This window comes from Flavobacterium chungnamense, from assembly GCF_039539165.1.
GTDB classification, from domain to species: domain Bacteria; phylum Bacteroidota; class Bacteroidia; order Flavobacteriales; family Flavobacteriaceae; genus Flavobacterium; species Flavobacterium chungnamense.
Map to the genome: position 1 here is coordinate 73,206 of NZ_BAABCS010000009.1, position 23,118 is coordinate 96,323.

Below are 23,118 nucleotides of genomic sequence, written 5' to 3' on the forward strand. Positions count from 1 at the left end.
CTGGTTAATTACAAAAAATCGGTGTCTTTTTTTAGTAGTAGTAAATCAACATATTTTGACAGTCTTTTTTATTTTTTTTGACTTTGTTAAGGACTTAATTGTGTTAAAGTTTTTTTATTTGTTCTTTTATTGATATCGAGCCAATTAGGTAATTAATAAGCGAATTTGTAGTTGTTTACTGCTTAAAATAATAATTTACTCATGTTAAACAATTATTATCACTATAATTCATACTTTAACATTCAAAATAAGCGTTAATACTTTAGATTAAACGCAGCTAATTAAATTTTATAACAACAATTTACCACTATCTTAACACTATATTAAACAAGACAAATTATTTCCTAGGTACAAATTAAGCTTGTCAATTATATTAATTAACAATAATTTATTATGGAAAAAACAAATTTGTACTTGTTTTCTGGCTTTTTTATGTCTCTTTTTTTTGGTATTCTAACTTCCTCTTCTGCACAATGTTTACCAAGCTTAGGAGCTGCCTCAGGATTTTCAATTTTTACTAATGCTGGAGCCGTTACCAATGTAACCTCTTCTACCATTACAGGTAATATAGGTACAAACGCTGGAATTATTTCTGGTTTTGAAACCTCTAGCATTAATGGGCAATTTTATAATGCCAATGCGGTTACTCAAAATGCCTCTATTGATTTGGCGGCTGCTTATAATGTCTACCAGAATTTAACGCCAAACTTTACAGCGCACACGCCAGCTTATGGAAGCGGAGAAACGCTTACTTCAGGTGTTTATTATATTGGCGCTGCAGGTTCTATTGCTGGCGCACTAACTCTAGATGCCCAAAACAATCCAAATGCCAAATTTATTTTAAAGTTCGATGGAGCACTTACTGCTGCTGCTGGTGCTTCGGTTGTATTAGTCAACGGTGCATTACCAAATAATGTTTATTGGATAGTTGGTGGTGCTTTTTCATTGGCTGCACAAACTAATTTTACAGGAACAGTTATTTCAGATGGTGCAATTTCTGTTGCAGTAGGATGTCAATTAAATAGTAAATTATTATCAATTAGTGGTGCAATATCTACTTATGGTACACTTCTAACTAATGTAGGTATTGACAATAGTTCTAATGTGTATTATGCCGATGCTGATATAGATGGATATGGAAATCCAAATATTTTCTCATGCTATGTATTAGCAGGATATGTATTAAATAATACTGATTGTAATGATACCGATGCTGCAATTCATCCGAATGCGCTAGAAATTTATGGTAACGAAATAGATGATGATTGTAATGGAATAGCTGATACTGATGCCGTGAGTTGTTCTTTTACCACTACTTGGAACGGCACTTCATGGTCGCCATTTCTTCCGGTAGCTAATCAACGTGTAGTTATTGCAGGAAATTACTCCCAAAGCAGTGATTTGTTTTCATGTTCTTTAGAGGTAATAAATGATGCAGTAGTAAACGTTCCTTCTGGAACTAATTTCTTCATTAATGGAGTTCTAAGCGTGGCTCCAACAGCAACAGTACTTTTTAATAACAATACTAATTTAATACAAACCGACCAAACCGCAGTTAATAGTGGAAACATAACAGTGAAACGAAATACTTCTCCTATTATTCGATTAGATCACACTTTGTGGTCTTCTCCAGTAATTGGTCAAAATTTATTTAACTTTTCACCCGAAACCTTAACGTATAGATTTTATACTTACGATACAGCCGCGAATGCCTATAGTAATGCTTCGATTAATAGTTCGTCAGAATTTACTCCTGCAAATGGGTTTGCTATTCGTGCACCAAATAACCAATCGTCTACAATTCCCACTGAATGGACAGGTACTTTTATGGGTGTTCCTAACAATGGAACAATTTCTTTTCCATTAGCATCTTATGTTATGAATGGAAGTAATTATAATTTAGTTGGAAATCCATTTCCTTCGGCATTAAATGCTAATATGTTTCTACAAGAAAATGCAAATACTATTGAAGGTGTTATCTATTATTACCAACATACACTTACAATGAATGCAGCAGGTATATTTCCTATTGGAACCAATTTTGCCAGCTGGACCGCTACTGGTGGTACACCTGCAACTAGTTCTCCAATCGGACATCCTGCCTATGGTTTAAATACAGGAAACCCTAATAATATTATTCAAGTTGGGCAAGGTTTTTTTGTAAAGGCAATAGCTTCAGGAAATGTAACTTTTACTAATTCCATGCGTGTCGCAAATCAAGATAATCAATTTAATAAATCTGTAACAACTGCAGAAGAAAAACATCGTATTTGGTTAAACTTAACATCAGATATAGGTAATGATATTAATCAGATATTAGTAGGTTATGTTGAAGAAGCCACACAAGATGTTGACTCCAAATTTGATGGGTTATCATATGGAAATATAGGTAGTTATCTTTATTCTGTGATTGATGGCGACAGTTATGTAATTCAAGGACGAGCTTTACCATTTGAAACTACAGATGAAGTTCCTCTGGGTTTTATATGCGCTGCCGCAGGAACTTATTCTATCAAGTTAACCGACATGGATGGCTTGTTTTTAGGTAGTCAAGAGGTATTTATTAGAGATAACTTAACAGGAACCGACACCAATATTAAAATAGCACCGTATACTTTTACTTCGAATGTAGGTGTTTTTAATAATCGTTTTAAAATTGTTTATGCCCAATCATTGGGACTACCTTCTAATACATTTACCCAAAACTCGATAATTGTATATAAAAACTTAGATGAATTTCATATTTCTACTAAAGGAATTGTGATGAAAGATATTTTAGCATATGATATTTTAGGACGTATTATTTATAAACTAAACTATATCAAAAACACTACTGCTATACTAAAAGGATTAGAAACGAACCATCAAGCTGTACTGTTAAAAATAATTTCAGAGGATAATCAATCGGTAACAGTAAAAGTTATAAATTAAAAATAATATGAAAAAGAGTAAAAACATACTTTTAGTAATAGTAATTATTCTGTTACTTCCAATATTTTCTTATACACAAACTAAAGATATTAACAGCATAGATATGACTGCTGAAGAAAGCTATCCAACATTTATACCTGAAATGACTTATGGGGAAGATGGTACTTCAGCTAATGATGTGGCTGCTTTACCTATAGATTCATATTTATGGGTTTTACTTCTTTTGGGCACTATTTATGTATTTGATAAATTCTTTATTGTGTATAAAAAACCTTTGCAATAAGTAAAGAACCTTCAAAAAAAGGTATTTGAATTTAATATGTTGAGCGATTTGAAACAATAATAATTTGAAATTAAACTAGTAAAAAGTTCAAGGTTTTTCTTTGAACTTTTTACTTTCTATTAAAAATGGTTTGATACAAAAGCAGACAATAATAACGTTTTCGTCAGTTTATAGTTTTCTTAACTTTTGCTATGTTTTTTGTTTTCGGAAATTTTATAATTTTGGCACCGTATGAAAGTAGTTTCGTTTATACTATATTTAAGTTTTCTTTTACTAGGCAGTAAAGGAAATGCTTCTGTGGTTGAAACTAATAGTAGCAAAATAGAACAATTTGCTCAAAAGCATCAGGTTAAACTTGCTGATGATACGCATATACTTATATTGATAGAAGATATTGGAGTTGATTTTGAAGAAGAAATTCATTCTGAAAAAAGTATCAAAGCAGTCGATAAAAGGGACTTCTATAAAGGCAAATATTCTTTGGTCAATACAATATATTCGTTACATCCACCTGTAACTATTTCAAACTACTACATTAAAGGTCACGATTTTTTTACCAAAACTCATTTTGGATCGTGTCCTATTTATCTTGCTCATAGTGTTTTAATAATATGATGCTCTACTTCACATCAGCCCATTAAGTGTGGTTTGTTTTGTTTGTGAATGTATCTCGTTTACTTCATTGAATTTATATTTCATGCTTTTTAGCGCTGATTAAACTCAAATATCAGAGCAATAGTCTCTTTTACTCTTAATTCAATCGCTTAAAATTCATTTATTATGAAGAACAAATTTATGTTCATGGGCTTAACTGCCTTGTTGTGCTTATCTAGTTGCACTACTAAAAAAGAAGAAAAAGAAGAAGTTGGCAAGCTAACAGTTACTAATCCAGTTAAAATTGACACTTCATTTGTTAAAGAATATGTCTCGCAAATACGCTCTGTGAGAAACATCGAAATTAGAACACAAGAAAAAGGATTTTTACAAAATATATATGTAGATGAAGGTCAGTTTGTAAAAGAAGGTCAGCTTCTATTTAGAATTATGCCAAAAATTTATGAAGCCGAATTATTAAAAGCTCAAGCCGAAGCCAAGTCTGCAGAGATTGAACTACAAAATGCTAAAACATTAGCCGACAAAAATGTGGTTTCTAAAAGTGAACAATACATTGCTCAAGCCAAATTAGAAAAGGCAAGAGCCGAAGTTGCTTTAGCAAAACTTCATTTATCATTTACCGAAATAAGAGCACCATTTGCAGGGACAATTGATAGAATTCCATTAAAATTAGGAAGTCTTATAGAAGAAGGAGAATTATTGACAAGTCTTTCAGACAACAGCCAGATGTTTGTCTATTTTAATGTTTCCGAACCAGAATATTTAGATTATCAAACCCATAATAAAAACCATTCTAAAACTAAAGTGAATTTGCGCCTTGCCAACAACGAAGTATTTAGTTCTGATGGTTATGTAGAAGTAATAGAAAGTGAATTTGACAGTGAAACCGGAAATATTGCTTTTAGAGCGCGATTCCCAAATCCAAATAAATTATTAAAGCACGGTGAAACAGGATCAATTCAAATGGTTATTCCTTTAAAAAATGCTATCGTAATTCCTCAAAAAGCAACTTTTGAAATTCAAGATAAAAAGTACGTTTTCATAGTAAATAAAAACAATGTTTTAGAGTCAAAAGAAATTACTGTTACTGGAGAAATACCCGATTTATATGTTATTGCAAGTGGTCTAACAGCCAATGATAAAATTCTATTAGAAGGCGTTCAGAAAGTAAAAGACGATGAAAAAATTAAGTATGACTATGTTTCACCAAAAGAAGTCATCAATAATTTACGATTAAAAGCAGAGTAAATTTCTAATTCAAATGTTGTTTAATCATAAAATAAATAAATAAATGTTTAATAAATTTATACAAAGACCAGTATTGTCAATAGTAATTTCATTGATAATTGTCTTTTTAGGAGTTCTATCGGTATTAAATTTACCAATTACACAATTCCCAACCATTTCTCCACCAATGGTAAATGTAAAAGTAGATTACCCTGGATCTAATGGAGAATTAATGATAAAGTCTGTAATTATTCCGTTAGAAAGAGCTTTAAATGGCGTTCCCGGAATGAAATACATGACCTCTGATGCTGGAAACGACGGAGAAGCCAGTATTCAACTTGTGTTTAATTTAGGCACCGATCCAAATCAGGCTGCAATTAATGTGCAAAATCGTGTAGCTTCAGTTACCAATAAATTACCTCCATTGGTTGTTCGAGAAGGTGTAAAAATCACTCGTGAAGTACCGAGTATGTTGATGTATGTAAATCTTTTTAGTACAGATAAAAATACCGACATGAAGTTTCTTTACAATTATGCCGACATCAATGTATTGTCAGAATTGAAAAGAGTAAATGGTGTTGGTTCTGGAGATATTTTAGGAACACGTGAATATGCCATGCGTATTTGGCTAAAACCCGATCGAATGTTAGCTTACAAAATTTCTTCAGAAGAAGTTATGGAAGCTTTATCAAGTCAAAGTTTAGAAGCATCGCCTGGTAAAACTGGAGAAGCTTCTGGAAAAAGATCGCAAGCATTTGAATATGTATTAAAATATTCTGGACGTTTTACATCCAAGGAACAATATGAAAACATTGTAGTACGATCCAATAGTAACGGAGAACTTTTGCGATTGAAGGATATAGCCAAAATTGAATTTGGTAGTGCAATGTATGATATCTATTCGAACTTAAATGGCAAACCATCTGCAGCAATTGTGTTAAAACAATCTTTTGGTAGTAATGCCAATCAGGTTATTAAAGATGTAAAAGCCAAACTAGAAAAAATTAAGCAAAAATTCCCAAAAGGAATGGATTACGAAATCTCGTATGACGTTTCAAAATTCTTAGATGCTTCAATCGAAAAAGTAATTCATACTTTAATTGAAGCGTTCATTTTGGTAGGTTTAGTAGTATTCCTATTTCTTGGTGATTGGCGATCAACGGTTATTCCAGCAATTGCAGTTCCAGTTTCTTTGGTTGGGACGTTCGCCTTCATGTCGTTCTTTGATATTTCATTGAATCTAATTACACTTTTCGCTTTAGTTTTAGCAATTGGAGTCGTCGTCGATGATGCCATCGTAGTTATTGAAGCCGTCCACGCTAAGATGGAGGAAGAGCATTTATCACCTTTGAAAGCTACTAAAAAAGCTATGCATGAAATTGCAGGAGCGATTATAGCAATTACATTCTTGATGGCTGCGGTATTCATTCCGGTTGCGTTTATGTCTGGTCCAGTTGGAGTTTTTTACAGACAATTTTCAATTACTATGGCAACAGCAATCATACTTTCAGGAGTGGTTGCTTTAACATTAACGCCAGCACTTTGTGCTATGATGTTGAAAAATAATCATGGCAAACCCAAAAAGAGAACACCAGTAAATATATTTATTGATGGTTTTAACAACAAGTTTAACTTAGTACAAGGTAAATATGAAAATGTATTAAGTAAAATTATAAACCGAAGAGCAATTACTGTTATTGCACTTTTAGCATTTTGTGCCGGAACATGGCTAGTTAGTAGCACAGTTCCTTCTGGATTTATTCCAAATGAAGATCAAGGAATGTTTTATGCTATTATTCAAACTCCGCCAGGATCATCATTAGAACGAACAAATAATATTGCTGAGAAATTGCAACAAGAAGCAGAGAAAATTGAAGGTGTAAAATCGGTATCATCACTTGCAGGATATGAAATTCTAACAGAGGGTACTGGTGCGAATGCAGGAACTTGTCTAATAAATCTTGAAGATTGGAATGACAGAAAAGAATCCGTTCAACAAATAATGAAAGAATTAGAAGAAAAATCTAAAGAAATTCCAGGAGCTAATATTGAATTTTTTCAACCGCCAGCTGTGCCAGGTTATGGAGCTGCAGGAGGATTTGAACTTCGTTTATTAGATAAAACAGGAACAAGTGATTTTAAAAAATTAGAAGCCGTCAATAAAGAATTTGTAGAAGAATTAAGCAAACGTCCTGAATTATCTAATGTCTTTAGCTTTTTTAGTGCAAGTTTTCCGCAATATATGATGAAAGTCGATAATGATATTGCACAGCAAAAAGGAGTTTCTATTGAAAATGCAATGACTACGTTATCAACTCTTGTTGGAAGTAATTACGAAATTAGTTTTATTAAATACGGAATTAATTACAAAGTAATTGTTCAAGCAGCTCCAGAATATCGCGCTCAACCAGATGATATTTTGAAACTTTATGTGAAAAATAATCGTGATGAAATGGTGCCTTTTTCAGCATTTATGCGACTAGAAAAAGTATACGGACTTTCAGAAATAACTAGACATAACATGTATACATCTACTGAAATTTCTGGTGGAGCAGCTGCAGGTTATAGTTCAGGTACTGCTATTAAAGTTATTCAAGAAGTCGCTGCCAAAAAATTACCTAGAGGATACGATATTGATTGGGCTGGTATTTCTGCCGATGAAGTAGCGCAAGGAAATCAGGCAATATGGGTATTCTTGATTTGTTTAGGATTTGTATACTTGGTTTTAGCAGCGCAATATGAAAGTTTTATTTTACCATTATCAGTGATTCTTTCTTTACCAGCAGGTATTTTTGGAGCGTTCTTGTTGCTGAAATTTACAGGATTAGAAAACAATATTTATGCTCAAGTTGCCATGGTAATGCTTATTGGTTTGCTGGGTAAAAACGCAGTTCTTATTGTTGAATTTGCTGTACAACGACATGCGGCAGGAAAATCGGTTATTGAAGCCGCAATGGAAGGATCTAAAGCAAGGTTACGTCCAATTTTGATGACTTCTTTCGCTTTTATAGCTGGATTACTTCCACTTGCATTTGCAACTGGTCCTGGAAAAATTGGAAACCGAACCATTGGTACTGCAGCAGCAGGAGGAATGCTTATAGGAACAGTTTGCGGAGTACTATTAATTCCTGGATTATACTACATATTCGCTAGGATTGCCGAGCGAATCAAACTGGTTAAAAAAGAAGAAGAAAATCCATTAACAGAAGAAATTGACCACAATGAAATTAAAAAACTTTAATTATATACTACTACTAAGCTTAGTTTTGGTGGTAGTAAGCTGCAAGGCACCAGCAATTGAGCCTATAAAAGCAAGTCAGGCAATTCCGGAATCTTTTGTAAGCAGCAAGGACACCAATACTATTGCAAGTGCGCCTTGGAAAAATTTCTATAAGGATAAAAATCTTTCAGATTTGATAGATGTCGCTTTAAAAAATAATCAAGAGTTGCTGATTACTTTGCAAGAAATTGAAATTGCAAGAAATGATATTCGAGTAAAAAAAGGCGCTTTATTGCCAATGGTTGGAGTAAAAGCTGGTGCTGGAGTAGAAAAAGTAGGACGTTACACAAGTCAAGGTGCTGGTGATGCTTCTACCGAAATTATGCCAGGAAAGGAATTTCCAGATCCATTACAAGATTATACTTTGGCTGCCTATGCGCATTGGGAAGTTGATATTTGGAAAAAACTACGCAATTCTAAGAAAGCCGCAGTTAGTAGATATTTAGCAACTGTTGAGGGCAAAAACTTTGTAATTACTAATCTTGTTGCTGAGGTTGCCGATTCGTATTACGAATTAATTTCTCTAGACAGTCAGTTGGAAATTGTTAGACAAAATATCAATTTGCAAACCAATGCTTTAGAAATTGTAAAAGTTCAAAAAGAAGCCGCTAGAGCAACTGAATTGGCAGTACAAAAATTTCAAGCTGAAGTATATTCGTCCAAAAGCATGGAGTTTGAAATTTTGCAAAGAATTAAAGAAACTGAAAACACAATCAACTTTTTATTAGGTCGTTATCCGCAGGAAATCCCTAGAGATAAAACCAATTTTTTAAGTCTGATGCCTAACAATGTAACTTTTGGAATTCCATCACAATTATTGGCAAACCGTCCCGATATTAAACAAGCAGAACTAGAACTTGCAGCAGCTAAGTTGGATGTAAAATCAGCTCATGCTGAGTTTTATCCATCGCTAGACATTTCAGCATCTTATGGATTGAAGGCTTTTAAACCATCGTATTTATTTACGCTTCCAGAATCATTATTGTATTCTTTAGCAGGAGATTTGGCTGCACCTTTAATTAATAGAAACGCCATAAAAGCAGAATATAAAAATGCAAATGCGCGTCAGCTTCAAGCGTTGTACAACTATGAGCGAACAATCTTAAATGCTTATTTGGAAGTTGCTACGCAGTTGTCAAAAATTAGCAATTTAGAAAATAGTTATAACTTAAAATCAAAACAAGTTGATGCCTTAAACAAATCAATTGATGTTTCTAATGATTTGTTTAAATCGGCTCGTGTTGACTATTTTGAAGTTTTAATGACACAACGCGATGCACTTGAGTCTAAACTAGAATTGATTGAAACTAAGAAAGAACAACTAAATGCTACTGTTCGAGTATATAGAAATCTTGGTGGTGGATGGAAATAATATTGTTTTTGAAAGAGTCGATTTTAAATCGGCTCTTTTTTTATATTGTTTAACAAACGTTAGTATCCAAAATCATTTTTGAAAATGTATTTTTGCATTTCTAAATTCAATCCGTCAACATGAAATATACTACACTTCCAAATTCTGATATAAAAATTAGTAAAATCTGTTTAGGTACGATGACTTTTGGTAATCAAAATTCTGAAGACGAAGCACATTCACAATTGGATTATGCTATTGAAAGAGGAATAAATTTTCTTGATACTGCAGAGATGTATCCCATTGGTGGAAATGCCGAAATCTTTGGAAGTACAGAACGTCATATAGGAAGTTGGTTGCATAAAATTGGCGCTTCTGAGAGAGAAAAATTGGTTGTAGCAACTAAAATTGCAGGACCAAATCGGGGCATGGAATACATTCGCCAACCATTAGATTTTTCTAAAAAAAGCATTCACGAAGCGGTAGAATTGAGTTTGAAAAATCTTCAAACGGATTACATCGATTTGTATCAAATGCATTGGCCAGAACGAGTAATGAATATGTTTGGAAAACGCGGTGTTACCGAATTGGATAACAAATGGCAAGACAACTTCTTTGAAGTTTTATCGGTTTATGATGGATTAATCAAAGAAGGAAAAATAAAACATATTGGCGTTTCTAACGAAAATCCATATGGTGTGATGAAGTTTTTAAACGAAAGCGAAAAGCATAATTTACCAAGAATTGCAACCATTCAAAATCCGTATTCTTTGTTGAATCGTCTTTTTGAAGTTGGACTTTCTGAAATTTGTATGCGTGAAAATGTTGGATTATTAGCGTATTCTCCATTGGCATTCGGATTTTTATCAGGTAAATATTTGAATGGTTTTCCTGAAAATTCTCGTTTGAAATTGTTTCCAAATTTTACTAGATATAACAACGAAAATTGCTTTAAAGCAACAAAATTATACAAAGATTTAGCAGAAGCAAATGGGTTAACAATTACTCAAATGGCATTGTCTTTTGTAAACCAACAGCGCTTAGTGATGTCAACGATTATCGGAGCAACATCATTGGAACAATTAAAGGAAAACATTGATGCGTTCGAAGTAGTTTTATCTGAAGAAATTTTATCTGAAATTGAAAGAATTCAAGAGATTCATCCTAATCCAGCACCTTGATTCAGTATTCAGTGATCAGTGTTCAGTGTTCAGTTTGATTACAACTTAATATGAATTGCTTCTAGCGTTTCATTACCAATTACACTTGCTTTGTGTCCGTGAATTTTGTTGTCGAAAAGTACATTTTCAGGTAAATTGTCTTTTGCAATGAATGAATTTCCTGCAGAAAATGTTTTTAATTCACCATTTTGCAATTCAATTTTCAAAGTACCTTTTAACATAATTATTAAAGTTGGGTCACCACTTAAATGAAAATCCGTTTCGTAACCCACATCACTTTTCCTAATTCTGAAATTCTTGGAAGCAATTTGTTCGGTTAAGAACATTCCTCCACGTTGATTCACTTCAAAATCAGTTTCAGTAAAAACAGAAATTCCGTTTTCGTTTGATGTAATTGTTGTTACGATAAATGGTTTGAGCATATTATTCTATAATCAGTTTTGTAGTATAACTCGTTCCATTTTTAGTTTCTAAAGTAACCAAATACATTCCTTTAGAAAGTGAAGTTGTGGCAATAGTATTTTCAGGATTATTTTCTAATTTTTTTGTCAAAAGTAATTTTCCTGTAAGGTCAAATAAATCGATTTTTGTTGCTAAATTTTCATCAGAACTTTTAATTGTAAACGATTCTTTTGCCGGATTTGGATACAAAGAAAATCCCATTTTATCAAACTCTGAATTGCTTAATGAAGTATCAATTATTTTATAAATTGTTCCAGACGAAATTCCAGCGATGTATAATTCACCAAGATAATCTTCACCAAAAGTTACAAAATCATTATTTGGAAAAACAACTGAAGTGGATACAATTCCATTATTGTCAATAGTTCTAATTCTATTATCACAATAATCACTAAAAACATATTTGTTTTGTAAGTTTGGATAAGTTGATCCTGTATAAACATATCCTCCAGTTATAGAACAAGTACCATTGCTGTATAAAGGATATTGATAAAAAGGAAATGTCATTGTATTGGCAGGATTACATCCAGTTGTATTGTAGGTTGCATTTCCTTCATAACATTTCCAACCAAAATTCAACCCAGTATTAGGTAACGGACTTGCTATCTTATTTAGTTCTTCAAAAGCATTTTGTCCTACATCTGCAATCCATAAATCGCCATTTAATCTGTTGAATGAAAATTTCCATGGATTTCGTAATCCTCTAGCCCAAATTTCGTCATTTCCAGCAACACCAATATAAGGATTTGTTGAAGGACTTGTATAAAAAGGAGCAACGGTTGAATTCACATCAATTCGAAGCATCTTACCTAAATTTTCATTGATGTTTTGAGCTCTATTTCCAGGATCACCGCCACTTCCGCCGTCACCCATTCCGATGTATAAATAACCATCTGGTCCAAATTTTATGCTTCCGCCATTGTGGTTCGTAAATGGTTGTGTGATTGTCATCAAAATAGTTCCTGTTGTATTGGCAATATTTGGATTTGCACTTACACTATATCTTGCAATTACTGTATTTCCTGAGGTGTTGGTGTAATTAACAAAGAAAAAACCATTTGTAGTATAGTTCGGATGAAATGCTAAACCTAATAATCCTCTTTCTCCACCTGAACTAATAATGGTAGACAGATTTAGAAAAGGTGTTGCGTTTACAGTACCATTTGAATTTAAAATTCGAATTAATCCTCCTTGTTGTACAACAAATAATCGCGAATCGCCTGCATTTGCAATTTCTACCAGACTATTAAAACCTGTTGCAAATGATTGTAGCGCAATAGTTTGTGAATGCCCCAAAAAGGACAATACTATAATACCTAAAAGTAAAATCTTTTTCATAATTATTAGTTTAGCAATCGTAAATTTAATAAAATTTTTCTAAAGTATTTCATTCATAGTGATTTACAAAAACAAAAAAGCGCAAAGAGTTTTAAATTCTTTACGCTTTTCCTCTGCTTGAGTTAGTTATGCTTATAAATTATCGATTACTTTATCCTTTGGATATTTCACTTTATAACTGATTCTGATTTTCTTGGTTTCGTTTGGTGCGAGTTTCAGTTCCCATGTTAGAATTCCGGTTTCGGTGTTTACTTTTGCTTTTCCGTCTTCCAATAATTCTATTGTAACTTCTTTATCTGTACTCAACGGATATTGATCTTTCAGCAGCATGAAAATTTCTTCTTTTTTGTTGTTTCTAACTGTTAAATCATAGGTAAACGTTTGCTCTTTGTAGGATGATAAAAATTTAGTACCGCTTTTGTCAACTACTTTTTCGCGTTTGATGTTGATTTTTTTATCTCTTCCCATACTTAAATTTAAAGTATCGGCCGTTTGATTTGGATTGATAGTTGTTTTGCCCACATACAAACCTTCAAAGATGATATTAGCTTCGCCAGGCAATAAATTGTATTTAGAATAATCATTAATTTCTGCCAATAAAAAGGCTTCTTTATCTACTCTTGGTGCAGCATAATATTTGTAAGTTGCAGGTAATTTAATTTCTTTCAACGCTACAGAATGTGCTTTTCCATTAGATAAAATGTCATAAGGAATGTCAATATCGAAAGAAACGATTAGTTGGTTTTCGTTGATGGAAGTGTAATTTGATATAGAATTGTCATTAAATTCGTCAATTCCATAGCTTGCTGTTGTATCCCTAAATTTCAAACTTAAATCTTCTCCAACTTTTATACCAGCTGCTCTTACTTGTAACTGATTAGTCACACTATATTTGTTTTCATACATATATTTATCGTATGGATTTCCATATCTCAAAAACCAAGAACTCAATATCGGAGCTTGATTATTTTGATTTGGATTTCCGCTAGATAAAGTTAGTTTCACTTTTTTCCAATCAATACCAGAATTTTGGGTTACTTGTGCTTTATACATCATGTTGATTGGATCTTTTACATTATCCACACGTAAATCATAAAACGGATTCCATGTTGCGGAATTGGTGATGTAGTTGATGTCAAGATTTACGTTTCCTGCAATTTCGTTCATTACTTGAAGTACCAATTTTCCTTGAGATGATTTTTCTTCTTTTTTAGTATTTATTTCGAGTTTATCGTTTAATGCTTTGAGTTTTAAGTTCCACTTTGCTTCTTTTTCTTGCAATGAAACTACAGCATTGTCTAATTCTGTTCTTTTGGCTTTATAATAATCTACTAATTTTATTAATTCGGTTACACTTAATCCCGAATTGGCTCCAGCAACCGTTTGATTATTGTCTAATAAACCAATTGTTTGTTGATGTGAATAGGTTTCAATTTGAATTTTCTTAATCTCCTTTTGAACCAAAGTAATACTATCACGCACTTTTTTTATCGCAGGATTGCTTTCGTCAATTTCATATTCTGAAATATAATTTTGAGTGAATTGCACCGACAAAACCGTCACCGAACTTGGCGCGCCAATTTGAATGGTGTTTTCATTCAAATAATCGGCTACATTTTTAATTACAATTTCGCTTGTTCCCAAAGGAAGATTTACGGTTGTAGTTTGTTGCAGTTCGGCAGCGTTAAAATAAACGGTCGCCGATTTTACTTTTGCCGAAGTAAAAATAGGCTTTTGAGCAAAAGAAATTGCCGAAATTAGTAAAGTGAGTAACAGTGCTTTTTTCATTTTATGAGTTTTTCATTTTTTTATTGTCAATATAATTCACGCCCAAACCGCCCATAATTTGATAACGCTCCATTTCGGTTTCTGAATCAATTGACAGGTTTAAAATTAAACTATTATTTCTTATTTTTGATAAATCAATTTTCATACTTTTAGAATAACTTGAATCACTTGAGTTTATTGTAACAAATAGTTCAGAAGTCTTTTTATCCAAAAGCAATGGAATAGAATAAGCGCCTGTTTTTGGATCTACTTTAACAGAAACATTCGAACCAGAAACAAAAATGGTAAGCTCAGGATATTTCTTATTTGATAAAGGTTTTTTAGTTGATTTTTCTAAAACTTTACCACTCAAAATAAAGGAAACCAATTTGCCTTCTTGATAAGCAATTTTGCCAACAACATGTGGATTTGATTTTACACATCCAAGTTCTGTTCTCACAGGTTCTTTTTCTTGACCAATAACATTAGAAGTTAATAAAACTGATGCAGCAACTGCAACAGCATATTTAAAATTATTGCTTTTAGAAATTTCGTTTATTTCAAATTCTTCTTCAAGTTGTGAATTTTTCAATCGGGCACAAATGCTTTTGTTTTTATTTTCAGCTATAAATCTTGCTACTTCCGAATTGGTTTTTGTACTTAAATCGATTACATTTTTAGCACAAGAATTACAAAATGAACCATTCGAATTTGGAATCATTTTATCGAAGTTTTCACTGCAAGGTGTTTTTATTTCTAATGAAAATTTCATTTTCATAAAATTTAGTAATTAGTTATAAATATAAAGAGTACTACTTTTATGAAAAGGTTGGGAAGCAATGCAAATTATTTCGATTGTGTTACTTTAATTCCTACTCCAATAACATTCGGAAGGTAAGGTCCATCAAAATCGTGACCTACTTTTATTTGATATTTTCCTTTTAGGAGTTTGGTTTTTTCAATAACATTCATTGACATATCACAAATATCGCCACCACAATCGGCTAATGGTTTGCCTTTACTGTCTTTTATGTTGAAATCAATGTTGTGAAATTCTTCTTCACCTGATGGATTTTTAACATCAATTTTTATGGGAACACTTGCAAATTGATAATCATAAATATGACTAAACTCAAAGGTAACATCATATAACTTTGTATCATCGTCAATGGTAAATTCAAAAATTTTGGAATCTGATTTTATCCATCTGTGGTCTTCAGGAAGCTTGATAAATTTTTTATAATCTGTTTTTTCTGAACAAGAAATTAGTAAGAAAATAGCTAAGATTGGGAAAATAAATTTTGGTTTCATGGTTTGGTTTTTCAGATAACGTAATTGATAACCAAATTATTATCCAAACAAATGTTCTACAACTTCTTCAATTTTAGATACTAAAATTACTTTTATTCCAGGGAATTTTGTAGAAAGTTTATTGTATTTGGAAACAAAAATAGTTGCAAAACCAAGTTTTTCTGCTTCTTGAATGCGTTGTTCTACTCTGTTTACAGGACGAATTTCACCCGAAAGACCAACTTCGCCAGCAAAGCAAACGTCTTTTCCAACGGCGATATCTTCATTTGACGAAAGTATTGAAGCTACAACCGCCAAATCAATTGCTGGATCATCAACCGATATTCCTCCAGTAACGTTCAAAAAAACATCTTTTGTTCCTAGTCTGAAACCGGCGCGTTTTTCTAAAACTGCTAAAAGCATGTTTAGTCTTTTGGCATTATAACCAGTTGTGCTTCTTTGAGGCGTTCCATAAACTGCTGTTGAAACCAGTGCTTGAATTTCAATCATCAACGGCCGCATTCCTTCAAGTGTTGAGGCAATGGCTGTTCCAGAAAGTTCTTCTTCACGATGCGAAAGCAATATTTCTGATGGATTAGAAACTTCTCTCAATCCGGAACCTTGCATTTCATAAATTCCGAGTTCGGCTGTGGAACCAAATCGATTTTTTAAACTGCGTAAAATTCGGTAAACGTGATTTCTGTCGCCTTCAAATTGCAAAACAGTATCGACCATGTGTTCCAATATCTTTGGTCCAGCGATAGTTCCATCTTTTGTAATATGTCCAATTAAAATTACTGGAACGTTCGTTTCTTTTGCAAATTTTATAAGTTCGGCAGTACATTCTCTAACTTGAGAAATGCTTCCTGCGGTTGATTCAATATAATCAGTATGTAGCGTTTGTATGGAATCTATAATTACAATTTCGGGTTCAATTTCTTGAATTTGACGAAAGATATTTTGGGTTTTAGTTTCTGTTAAGATATAGCAATTATCTCCATTTGGAGTAATTCTTTCGGCACGCATTTTTATCTGCTTCTGACTTTCTTCTCCAGAAACGTACAAGGTTTTATAAGGTAATTTTAAGGATATTTGAAGTAACAAAGTACTTTTTCCAATTCCAGGTTCGCCACCAAGAAGAATCAAAGAACCTGGCACAATTCCACCACCAAGAACTCGATTTAATTCGCCATCAAGTGTATTCATTCGAACTTCTTCAGACGAATCAATTTCGGTTACTTTTAATGGTTTTGGAGCTTTTTTAACTTCAGATGTTGGCTTCCAACTTGATTTCTCTTCTTTTTGAATTACTTCTTCAACAATAGTATTCCATTCTTTACACGCGTTACATTGTCCTTGCCATTTAGCATATTGCGAACCACAATTTTGACAGAAAAAAGAAGTTTTGATTTTGGCCATTTATATTAGTATTGCTTGTTCTGAATACATTTCAGATTTATTTCTTTTTAATTTGAACTCTTAATTCATCTGCTTTACCAAGCATCATGTCTTTGGTTAAATCACCAATTTCTTGCATTTGAAAACCATTTTGGTAGTATCTCACAGCATTTTTAATATCGCCAGTATTTTCATAATACATAGCCATATGGTAATCTCCAAGCATTGATTTTGGATACATTTTTTTGGAAAGCTGTGCTAATAATTCAAATTCATTGTAGGCTTTGTTTTTAAGAATTGCTGCTTCAATTGCTTTGAAATCATTAAGACGTATTGGCATTTTAATTCCTAAAGCTTTTTCTAAAACCTCGTATTTGCTTTTTAGATAATCAACATATCCTGATTCTAATTTGACAATTTTTTCTTGAAATTCAGAAGTTGAAATTGGCTGATATGAAGCAAAGAACTGATAAAGAGCACTTGGAATTGAGTAAAGTACTAAAGAATAATGAGAAGCGCCTTTAAAATCCTCATATTTATAATTTAAATTGGGATTGTTAACAGCTTTAATATTTTCATCTAAAGTAGCTATTTTTGTTCTCATTTTTTTGATATCTCCATCGGCAGAGGACTGATAATAGAATATATTTTGTTTGAAAGTTCCTAATCTTTCGGCAACTCTTACCTCCATTTCAGTAGCAAGTTCTGGACTTAATGATATGTAAGCATTGAATAAAGGATTGTCTTTGTATAGAAATAAGTTCATATAACCAGCAGTTACATCGTGACCAGCAATTATTTTGAAAGGAGAAATTCTATATTTATTTTGAAGAAATGGTATAAGTTCACCACCAATAAACTCAAAAAAACTTTCACCTTTTCCTTCAGGTAAACCAGTGCTTTCGTCAAATGTACAATCTGAATCACGCTCGTTTTCTCTATTTTGAGCTAAGCCTACAATGATTACCTCAGGCAAATCATCCCAATAATTACCATAGCTTAAGGCGCCTTGAAAAGGATCAAATAAATAATCACCATCCAATAAAAAAAGTAATGGATAGACTTTCTTAGTCTCTCTATCGTATGAAGGAGGAAGCGATATTGTTAAATGCCTGTAAGTATCTAATTTTTTTGAAAGGATGCTATCTTTTAATTTTTGACCAAAACTACTAAAGCTAAGAGTCATCAAGAAAAGTAAAATAAATTTTTTCATATTTTGGTTGTTTTGATTGACTTAAAGAAAGTTTTAAAAAACAAGCAATATAATAAATTATTTTCTATTTAAGATAGGTAGTAGTAAAAATGATAACAATCCCAAAAGCAAAACTAATAGCATTTGAGAGGTCCAAATAATCCAACCGAATGCTGTTCCTGCTGGTTCTGCAATAGCATAAAACAAGAGTACTTTAGATGTTAGAAACGGATAAGCACCAAAGCCACTATTGGTAAACGCGATAGCGATACTACCTACAACAAAACAAGTTATAATGGCTTCAAATGTTAGAGTTGACGTTTCAGGAATTACTTTAGTAGCTATATAATAGGTGATTAAATAAGATATCCAAATTAAGATTGTTTGAAAGAAGTACTTCCATTTTTCTTTCATGTGGATAATACTCAACAATCCTTCTTTCAATCCTGAAATTTTTTCTTTAAAAACAGCTACTATTTTTAATTTTGAGTACCTGTAAATAAGAATAAAAACAATTAAAAATAGTATTCCAAAAATGGCTAAAAGTGTCATTAGTTGTAACGGAATTTTATCTAAAATAAAGGCTTTTACTATTTTAAACTGCAGAATAACCGATAGTAACATAAAGAATAATAGAAAAATCATATCGATTAATCTTTCGGCTACAATGGTTCCAAATCCTTTATCGAAAGGGATGTTATTGTATTTTTTTACAATTAAAGCTCTTGAAATTTCTCCAGATTTTGGGACGGTCAAGTTTAGTAAGTAACCAATATTTACTGCCATGAAATTATTTTGGAAAGAAGAATCATATCCTAAATGATCTAACATATATTTCCATCTGTAAGCCCTTATAGCATTTCCTGTGAAGCCAACAAATAGAGCAAGTGTCACATAAAAGTAATCTGCATTTTTGAAGTAACCAACTATTTCATTGATTTGGTCATCAGTAAATTTTGTATATTGATAAACAATTATTCCTATACCTAAAAGTATAGGGATTAAGATTGACAACCATTTACTTATCTGATTTTTCAAAAGATTATTTCAAAGTGTTATCGTTTTCATTTGGGAAAACAAGCCATGGTTTGAACGTTTTTGCTTCTTCAAAATCTAAAGTAGCATAAGAAATAATGATAATAATATCGCCAGCATGTACTTTTCTTGCAGCAGGACCATTCAAAGTGATTTCGCCAGAATTTCTTGCGCCTTTAATAGCGTAAGTTTCAAAACGCTCTCCATTATTGATATTAACAATAGAAACTTTTTCGCCTTCAATTAAGTTTGAGGCATCCATTAAAGCTTCATCGATAGTAATGCTACCGATATAGTTTAAATCTGCGCCAGTTACTTTGACGCGATGAATTTTTGATTTTACAACTTGAATTTGCATGGGGCAAAGTTAAATTAATTTAGTGAAATAGTATCTATCAATCTTATTTTGTTAACAAAAACTGCAATAAAAGCCCTGTATTTTTTCTTTTTGTTTTTTCTTTTACAAGTTAATAGGCTAGCTTCATCTGCAATTTCAAAATATTCCAACTCAAATATTGGATGGTTTGAAAAAGTTTTGATAACATATTCAGCAACCTCTTTAGCAGATTTCGTGCCAAAAAGATTTTTAGCTTTATTTAAAGTTTTAAATATAATTGAAGCTTCCTTTTTCTCGTTTTCAGAAAGGCGTTCATTTCGAGAACTCATCGCTAATCCGTTTTGCTCTCTAAAAATAGGGCATCCAATTATAGTTACTGAAAGTTTTTCTTTTTCAACTAGTTTTTTTACAATTTGTAGTTGCTGAAAATCTTTTTCACCAAAATAAGCGTTAGTTGGATTTACAATTTCAAATAATCTTTTTACAACCGTTCCAACTCCGTCAAAATGTCCTGGACGAAATTTACCTTCCATTTGATTTTCTAATTCATCAAAATTGTAATGTTCAGATTTTGTATTTCCTTCATAAATATCTTCAACAGTTGGAGCATAAACGATAATTTTTTCAGAAATTGTTTTAATTTTTTCTACATCACTTTCTAATGTTCTAGGATATTTTTTTAAATCTTCTGGATTGTTAAATTGCGTTGGATTTACAAAAATACTTATTATCGTTGTGGCATTATTTTCAATAGATTTTTTAAGCAGTGAAAGATGTCCTGCGTGTAATGCTCCCATAGTTGGTACAAATCCTACTGTTGATTTATCGAGGTTATTCTCTTTCAGGTGATTGGCTAAATCTACCTTTTTACTGAAAATATGCATATGTTTTTTTATTAAATAGGGTACAAACTTACTACTTTAGTAATTATCTGCATAAATTTTTGTAATTTTGCATGTTTTTTATTGCCAATAAATACATACATAACATAATGGAAGATAAGAGGATATTATATGTATCATCTGAAGTGGTGCCTTATTTAGCAGAGAATGAAGTTTCTCTAATGTCGTATGACGTGCCAAAAATGATTAATGATCAAGGCGGACAAATCAGAATTTTCATGCCTAGATATGGAAATATAAATGAAAGAAGACACCAATTGCACGAAGTAATTCGTCTTTCTGGGATGAATTTAGTCGTAAATGATGTCGATATGCCTTTAATTATCAAAGTAGCATCAATACCTAAAGAAAGAATTCAAGTTTATTTTATAGATAATGACGAATACTTTAAAAGAAAAGCGACTTTTTCTGATGAAGATGGAATTCTATATCCAGATAACGATGAGCGAGCAATTTTCTTTGCAAAAGGCGTTGTAGAAACCGTTAAGAAATTAAATTGGGTTCCTGATATTATTCATGTTCATGGTTGGATGGCTTCAATGCTTCCTGTTTATATGAAACATTTTTACAAAGACGAAGCATTATTTTCTGAAACCAAAATTGTAAGTTCAGTTTATAGCCAATCATTTGATGGAAATTTAGATGTAGAAATGATAAATAAGATTAAATTTGATGGAGTTCCAGATGAAGCAATTGCAGATTTAGAAATTCCTAATTATGAAAATCTTATAAAAGCTTCTATAACTCACTCAGACGCAGTAATTATTGCCTCTGAAAATCTTTCACCAAGTTTAACAAAATTTATAGAATCTTCAGGCAAACCTTTTTTACCTTTCGCTCCCAAAGAAGGATTTGCTGAAGCTTACACTTCTTTTTATAAAAAGATGTTATAATATAATTTACAAAACATGAAATTTAATTTCTTATTCAAAACATTTATTATCGGATTATCAATTATTTTTTTCGCGTCTTGCGATAAAGATTTTAATGAACTTGGTTCGGAAATTGTAGGTAATGACAACTACAGTTTAAACAAAGAAGCAATAGATGTAGTTGCATATAATCAAAATATAGGAGTTTTTAGAACAAGCGATTTGCCTGTAAACTCTTTGGGATACTACAATAATCCTGTTTTTGGAAAAACTAAAGCTAGTCTTGTTACTCAATTACAATTAGTAACTTCTAGTCCAAAATTTTATGACACTCCTGCTAATATAGTTGTCGATTCAGTTTATTTGTATGTACCTTATTATAATACTTTTTTGAGCACCGATACTAATACAGGCGATAGCACTTATGAGTTAGATTCAATTCATGGTACAAGTGAAATTGATTTGAAAGTATATGAGTCAAATTATTATTTGAGAGATAATGACCCTTCAACAGGTTTTCAAGATCCTCAAATTTATTATTCTAATCAGCAAAGTGATTTTGATTCAAATATTGGAGCATTGTTAAATGATGATAATACGAATGTTTTCAATAACACAATAGTTGACAATTCTCAAAACAGTAAATTTAAGTTTAGTGAAAAACAGATTAAATTACTAAAAAACAATGTGCCTTTGGGTTCGGGAACAGTAAAAGAACGTCTTGCTCCTGGAATGTTTCTTAATTTGAATAAAGCTTTTTTTAAAAATAAAATTATAAATGCTCCAGCAGGAGTTTTGTATAACAATAATATTTTTGAAAACTATTTTAGAGGTTTGTATTTTAAAGTAGATAACGCTTCCTCATCAGTAAATCAAGGTTCATTAGCTAAATTAAATTTCGCAAATGGTTACATTATGATGGTCTATCATGACAAAACATCGGATACGGATCCAGTAATCGTTAGAAGAACATTACAAATTAAATTAGGTGGACATACTGTAAACTTAATTAATAGTGATTGGTCAAACCCAGTAACATCTCCTAATACAACTACAGGAGATGATAAGCTATATCTAAATGGGATGGGTGGTTCTATGGCAGTAATTGATTTGTTTGCAGGAACTACTGGAGCAGTAAAATTACAAGATATAAAAGATAAAAATTGGTTAGTCAATGAAGCAAATTTAACCTTTACTATTGATAATACTGCTATGGGAACCTTAGCGCCAGAGCCAAATAGGATTTATCTTTATGATTTGAATAATAAAAGACCTCTAATTGATTATTACTCCGATTTAACTACAAGTAATTCTTCAAAATACAACAAATATGTTCATGGAGGAATTATTCAAAAAAACACAAGCGATAGAGGAACTACTTATAAAATTAAAATTACTAATCATGTTAGAAATTTAATTTTGAAAGATTCTACTAATGTAAAATTAGGATTAGTGGTTACAGAAGCGATAACCAATCCGTTGAATGTTAATTTATTTTCACCATTTACAAATGATGGTGTTACGACAAAGTTTGTACCAGCAATGTCGGTTGTAAATCCATTAGGCACTATTTTATTTGGTTCTAATCCAAGTGTTCCTGTTGGACAAAGATTAAAATTAGAAGTTTATTATACCAAACCTGACTAACTAAATAACT

19 protein-coding genes are annotated in these 23,118 nt (G+C 31.9%); 9 read left to right on the plus strand and 10 right to left on the minus strand.

Annotated features, from left to right (window positions below; translation table 11 throughout):
• Window positions 1-393 precede the first annotated feature (393 nt).
• From ABD771_RS05090 to ABD771_RS05120, 7 genes are all read left to right on the plus strand, one after another.
• A complete protein-coding gene (locus ABD771_RS05090; RefSeq protein WP_345091550.1) occupies window positions 394-2,931 on the plus strand; it encodes an ice-binding family protein in 2,538 nt (845 codons plus the stop codon).
• Between the two features lie 103 nt (window positions 2,932-3,034).
• Window positions 3,035-3,214, plus strand: coding sequence for a hypothetical protein (locus ABD771_RS05095; protein ID WP_345091553.1), 180 nt, complete (start codon window positions 3,035-3,037; stop codon window positions 3,212-3,214).
• A gap of 231 nt (window positions 3,215-3,445) precedes the next feature.
• Window positions 3,446-3,829, plus strand: coding sequence for a hypothetical protein (locus ABD771_RS05100; RefSeq protein ID WP_345091556.1), 384 nt, complete (start codon window positions 3,446-3,448; stop codon window positions 3,827-3,829).
• Between the two features lie 165 nt (window positions 3,830-3,994).
• On the plus strand, window positions 3,995-5,077 hold the full coding sequence (locus ABD771_RS05105) for an efflux RND transporter periplasmic adaptor subunit (RefSeq protein ID WP_345091559.1): 1,083 nt from the start codon (window positions 3,995-3,997) through the stop codon (window positions 5,075-5,077).
• A gap of 43 nt (window positions 5,078-5,120) precedes the next feature.
• The gene (locus ABD771_RS05110; protein ID WP_345091562.1) at window positions 5,121-8,297 is read left to right on the plus strand and encodes an efflux RND transporter permease subunit; all 3,177 of its coding nucleotides are present in this window, start codon (window positions 5,121-5,123) and stop codon (window positions 8,295-8,297) included.
• Entirely contained in the window at window positions 8,278-9,708 is a 1,431-nt protein-coding gene (locus ABD771_RS05115; RefSeq protein WP_345091565.1) for a TolC family protein, read from the plus strand. Before ABD771_RS05110 ends, ABD771_RS05115 begins: the two co-directional genes overlap by 20 nt.
• A gap of 119 nt (window positions 9,709-9,827) precedes the next feature.
• Window positions 9,828-10,868 (plus strand): aldo/keto reductase, encoded by a 1,041-nt coding sequence (locus ABD771_RS05120; protein ID WP_345091568.1) that lies wholly within the window; start codon window positions 9,828-9,830, stop codon window positions 10,866-10,868.
• A gap of 38 nt (window positions 10,869-10,906) precedes the next feature.
• Here ABD771_RS05120 and ABD771_RS05125 read toward each other — a convergent pair whose 3' ends face one another.
• The 10 genes from ABD771_RS05125 to panC form a co-directional block, all read right to left on the minus strand.
• Entirely contained in the window at window positions 10,907-11,290 is a 384-nt protein-coding gene (locus ABD771_RS05125; protein WP_345091571.1) for a cupin domain-containing protein, read from the minus strand.
• Between the two features lies 1 nt (window position 11,291).
• The gene (locus tag ABD771_RS05130; RefSeq protein ID WP_345091574.1) at window positions 11,292-12,668 is read right to left on the minus strand and encodes a PQQ-dependent sugar dehydrogenase; all 1,377 of its coding nucleotides are present in this window, start codon (window positions 12,666-12,668) and stop codon (window positions 11,292-11,294) included.
• Window positions 12,669-12,800: 132 nt separating this feature from the next.
• Window positions 12,801-14,456 (minus strand): DUF4139 domain-containing protein, encoded by a 1,656-nt coding sequence (locus ABD771_RS05135; protein ID WP_345091577.1) that lies wholly within the window; start codon window positions 14,454-14,456, stop codon window positions 12,801-12,803.
• A 1-nt stretch (window position 14,457) separates the two neighbouring features.
• Window positions 14,458-15,207, minus strand: coding sequence for a hypothetical protein (locus tag ABD771_RS05140; protein WP_345091580.1), 750 nt, complete (start codon window positions 15,205-15,207; stop codon window positions 14,458-14,460).
• A 74-nt stretch (window positions 15,208-15,281) separates the two neighbouring features.
• Complete coding sequence (locus ABD771_RS05145; protein ID WP_345091583.1) at window positions 15,282-15,746, minus strand: gliding motility lipoprotein GldH family protein; 465 nt, start codon at window positions 15,744-15,746, stop codon at window positions 15,282-15,284.
• 39 nt (window positions 15,747-15,785) lie between these two features.
• A complete protein-coding gene (radA, locus tag ABD771_RS05150) occupies window positions 15,786-17,144 on the minus strand; it encodes a DNA repair protein RadA (RefSeq protein WP_345091586.1) in 1,359 nt (452 codons plus the stop codon).
• 37 nt (window positions 17,145-17,181) lie between these two features.
• Window positions 17,182-18,336 (minus strand): alpha/beta hydrolase, encoded by a 1,155-nt coding sequence (locus ABD771_RS05155; protein WP_345091589.1) that lies wholly within the window; start codon window positions 18,334-18,336, stop codon window positions 17,182-17,184.
• Between the two features lie 57 nt (window positions 18,337-18,393).
• Complete coding sequence (locus ABD771_RS05160) at window positions 18,394-19,329, minus strand: lysylphosphatidylglycerol synthase transmembrane domain-containing protein (protein ID WP_345091593.1); 936 nt, start codon at window positions 19,327-19,329, stop codon at window positions 18,394-18,396.
• Window positions 19,330-19,357: 28 nt separating this feature from the next.
• The gene (panD, locus tag ABD771_RS05165; RefSeq protein WP_344815969.1) at window positions 19,358-19,708 is read right to left on the minus strand and encodes an aspartate 1-decarboxylase; all 351 of its coding nucleotides are present in this window, start codon (window positions 19,706-19,708) and stop codon (window positions 19,358-19,360) included.
• 14 nt (window positions 19,709-19,722) lie between these two features.
• Window positions 19,723-20,571, minus strand: a complete 849-nt coding sequence (gene panC, locus ABD771_RS05170) for a pantoate--beta-alanine ligase (RefSeq protein ID WP_345091597.1) — start codon at window positions 20,569-20,571, stop codon at window positions 19,723-19,725.
• A gap of 107 nt (window positions 20,572-20,678) precedes the next feature.
• On the opposite strand from panC, the gene ABD771_RS05175 reads away from it, so the two are divergent.
• Both ABD771_RS05175 and bamH read left to right on the plus strand, forming a co-directional pair.
• A complete protein-coding gene (locus ABD771_RS05175; protein WP_345091600.1) occupies window positions 20,679-21,482 on the plus strand; it encodes a glycogen/starch synthase in 804 nt (267 codons plus the stop codon).
• Between the two features lie 15 nt (window positions 21,483-21,497).
• Window positions 21,498-23,108, plus strand: a complete 1,611-nt coding sequence (gene bamH, locus ABD771_RS05180; protein ID WP_345091603.1) for a BamH family beta-barrel-assembly machinery protein — start codon at window positions 21,498-21,500, stop codon at window positions 23,106-23,108.
• Window positions 23,109-23,118: the final 10 nt, after the last annotated feature.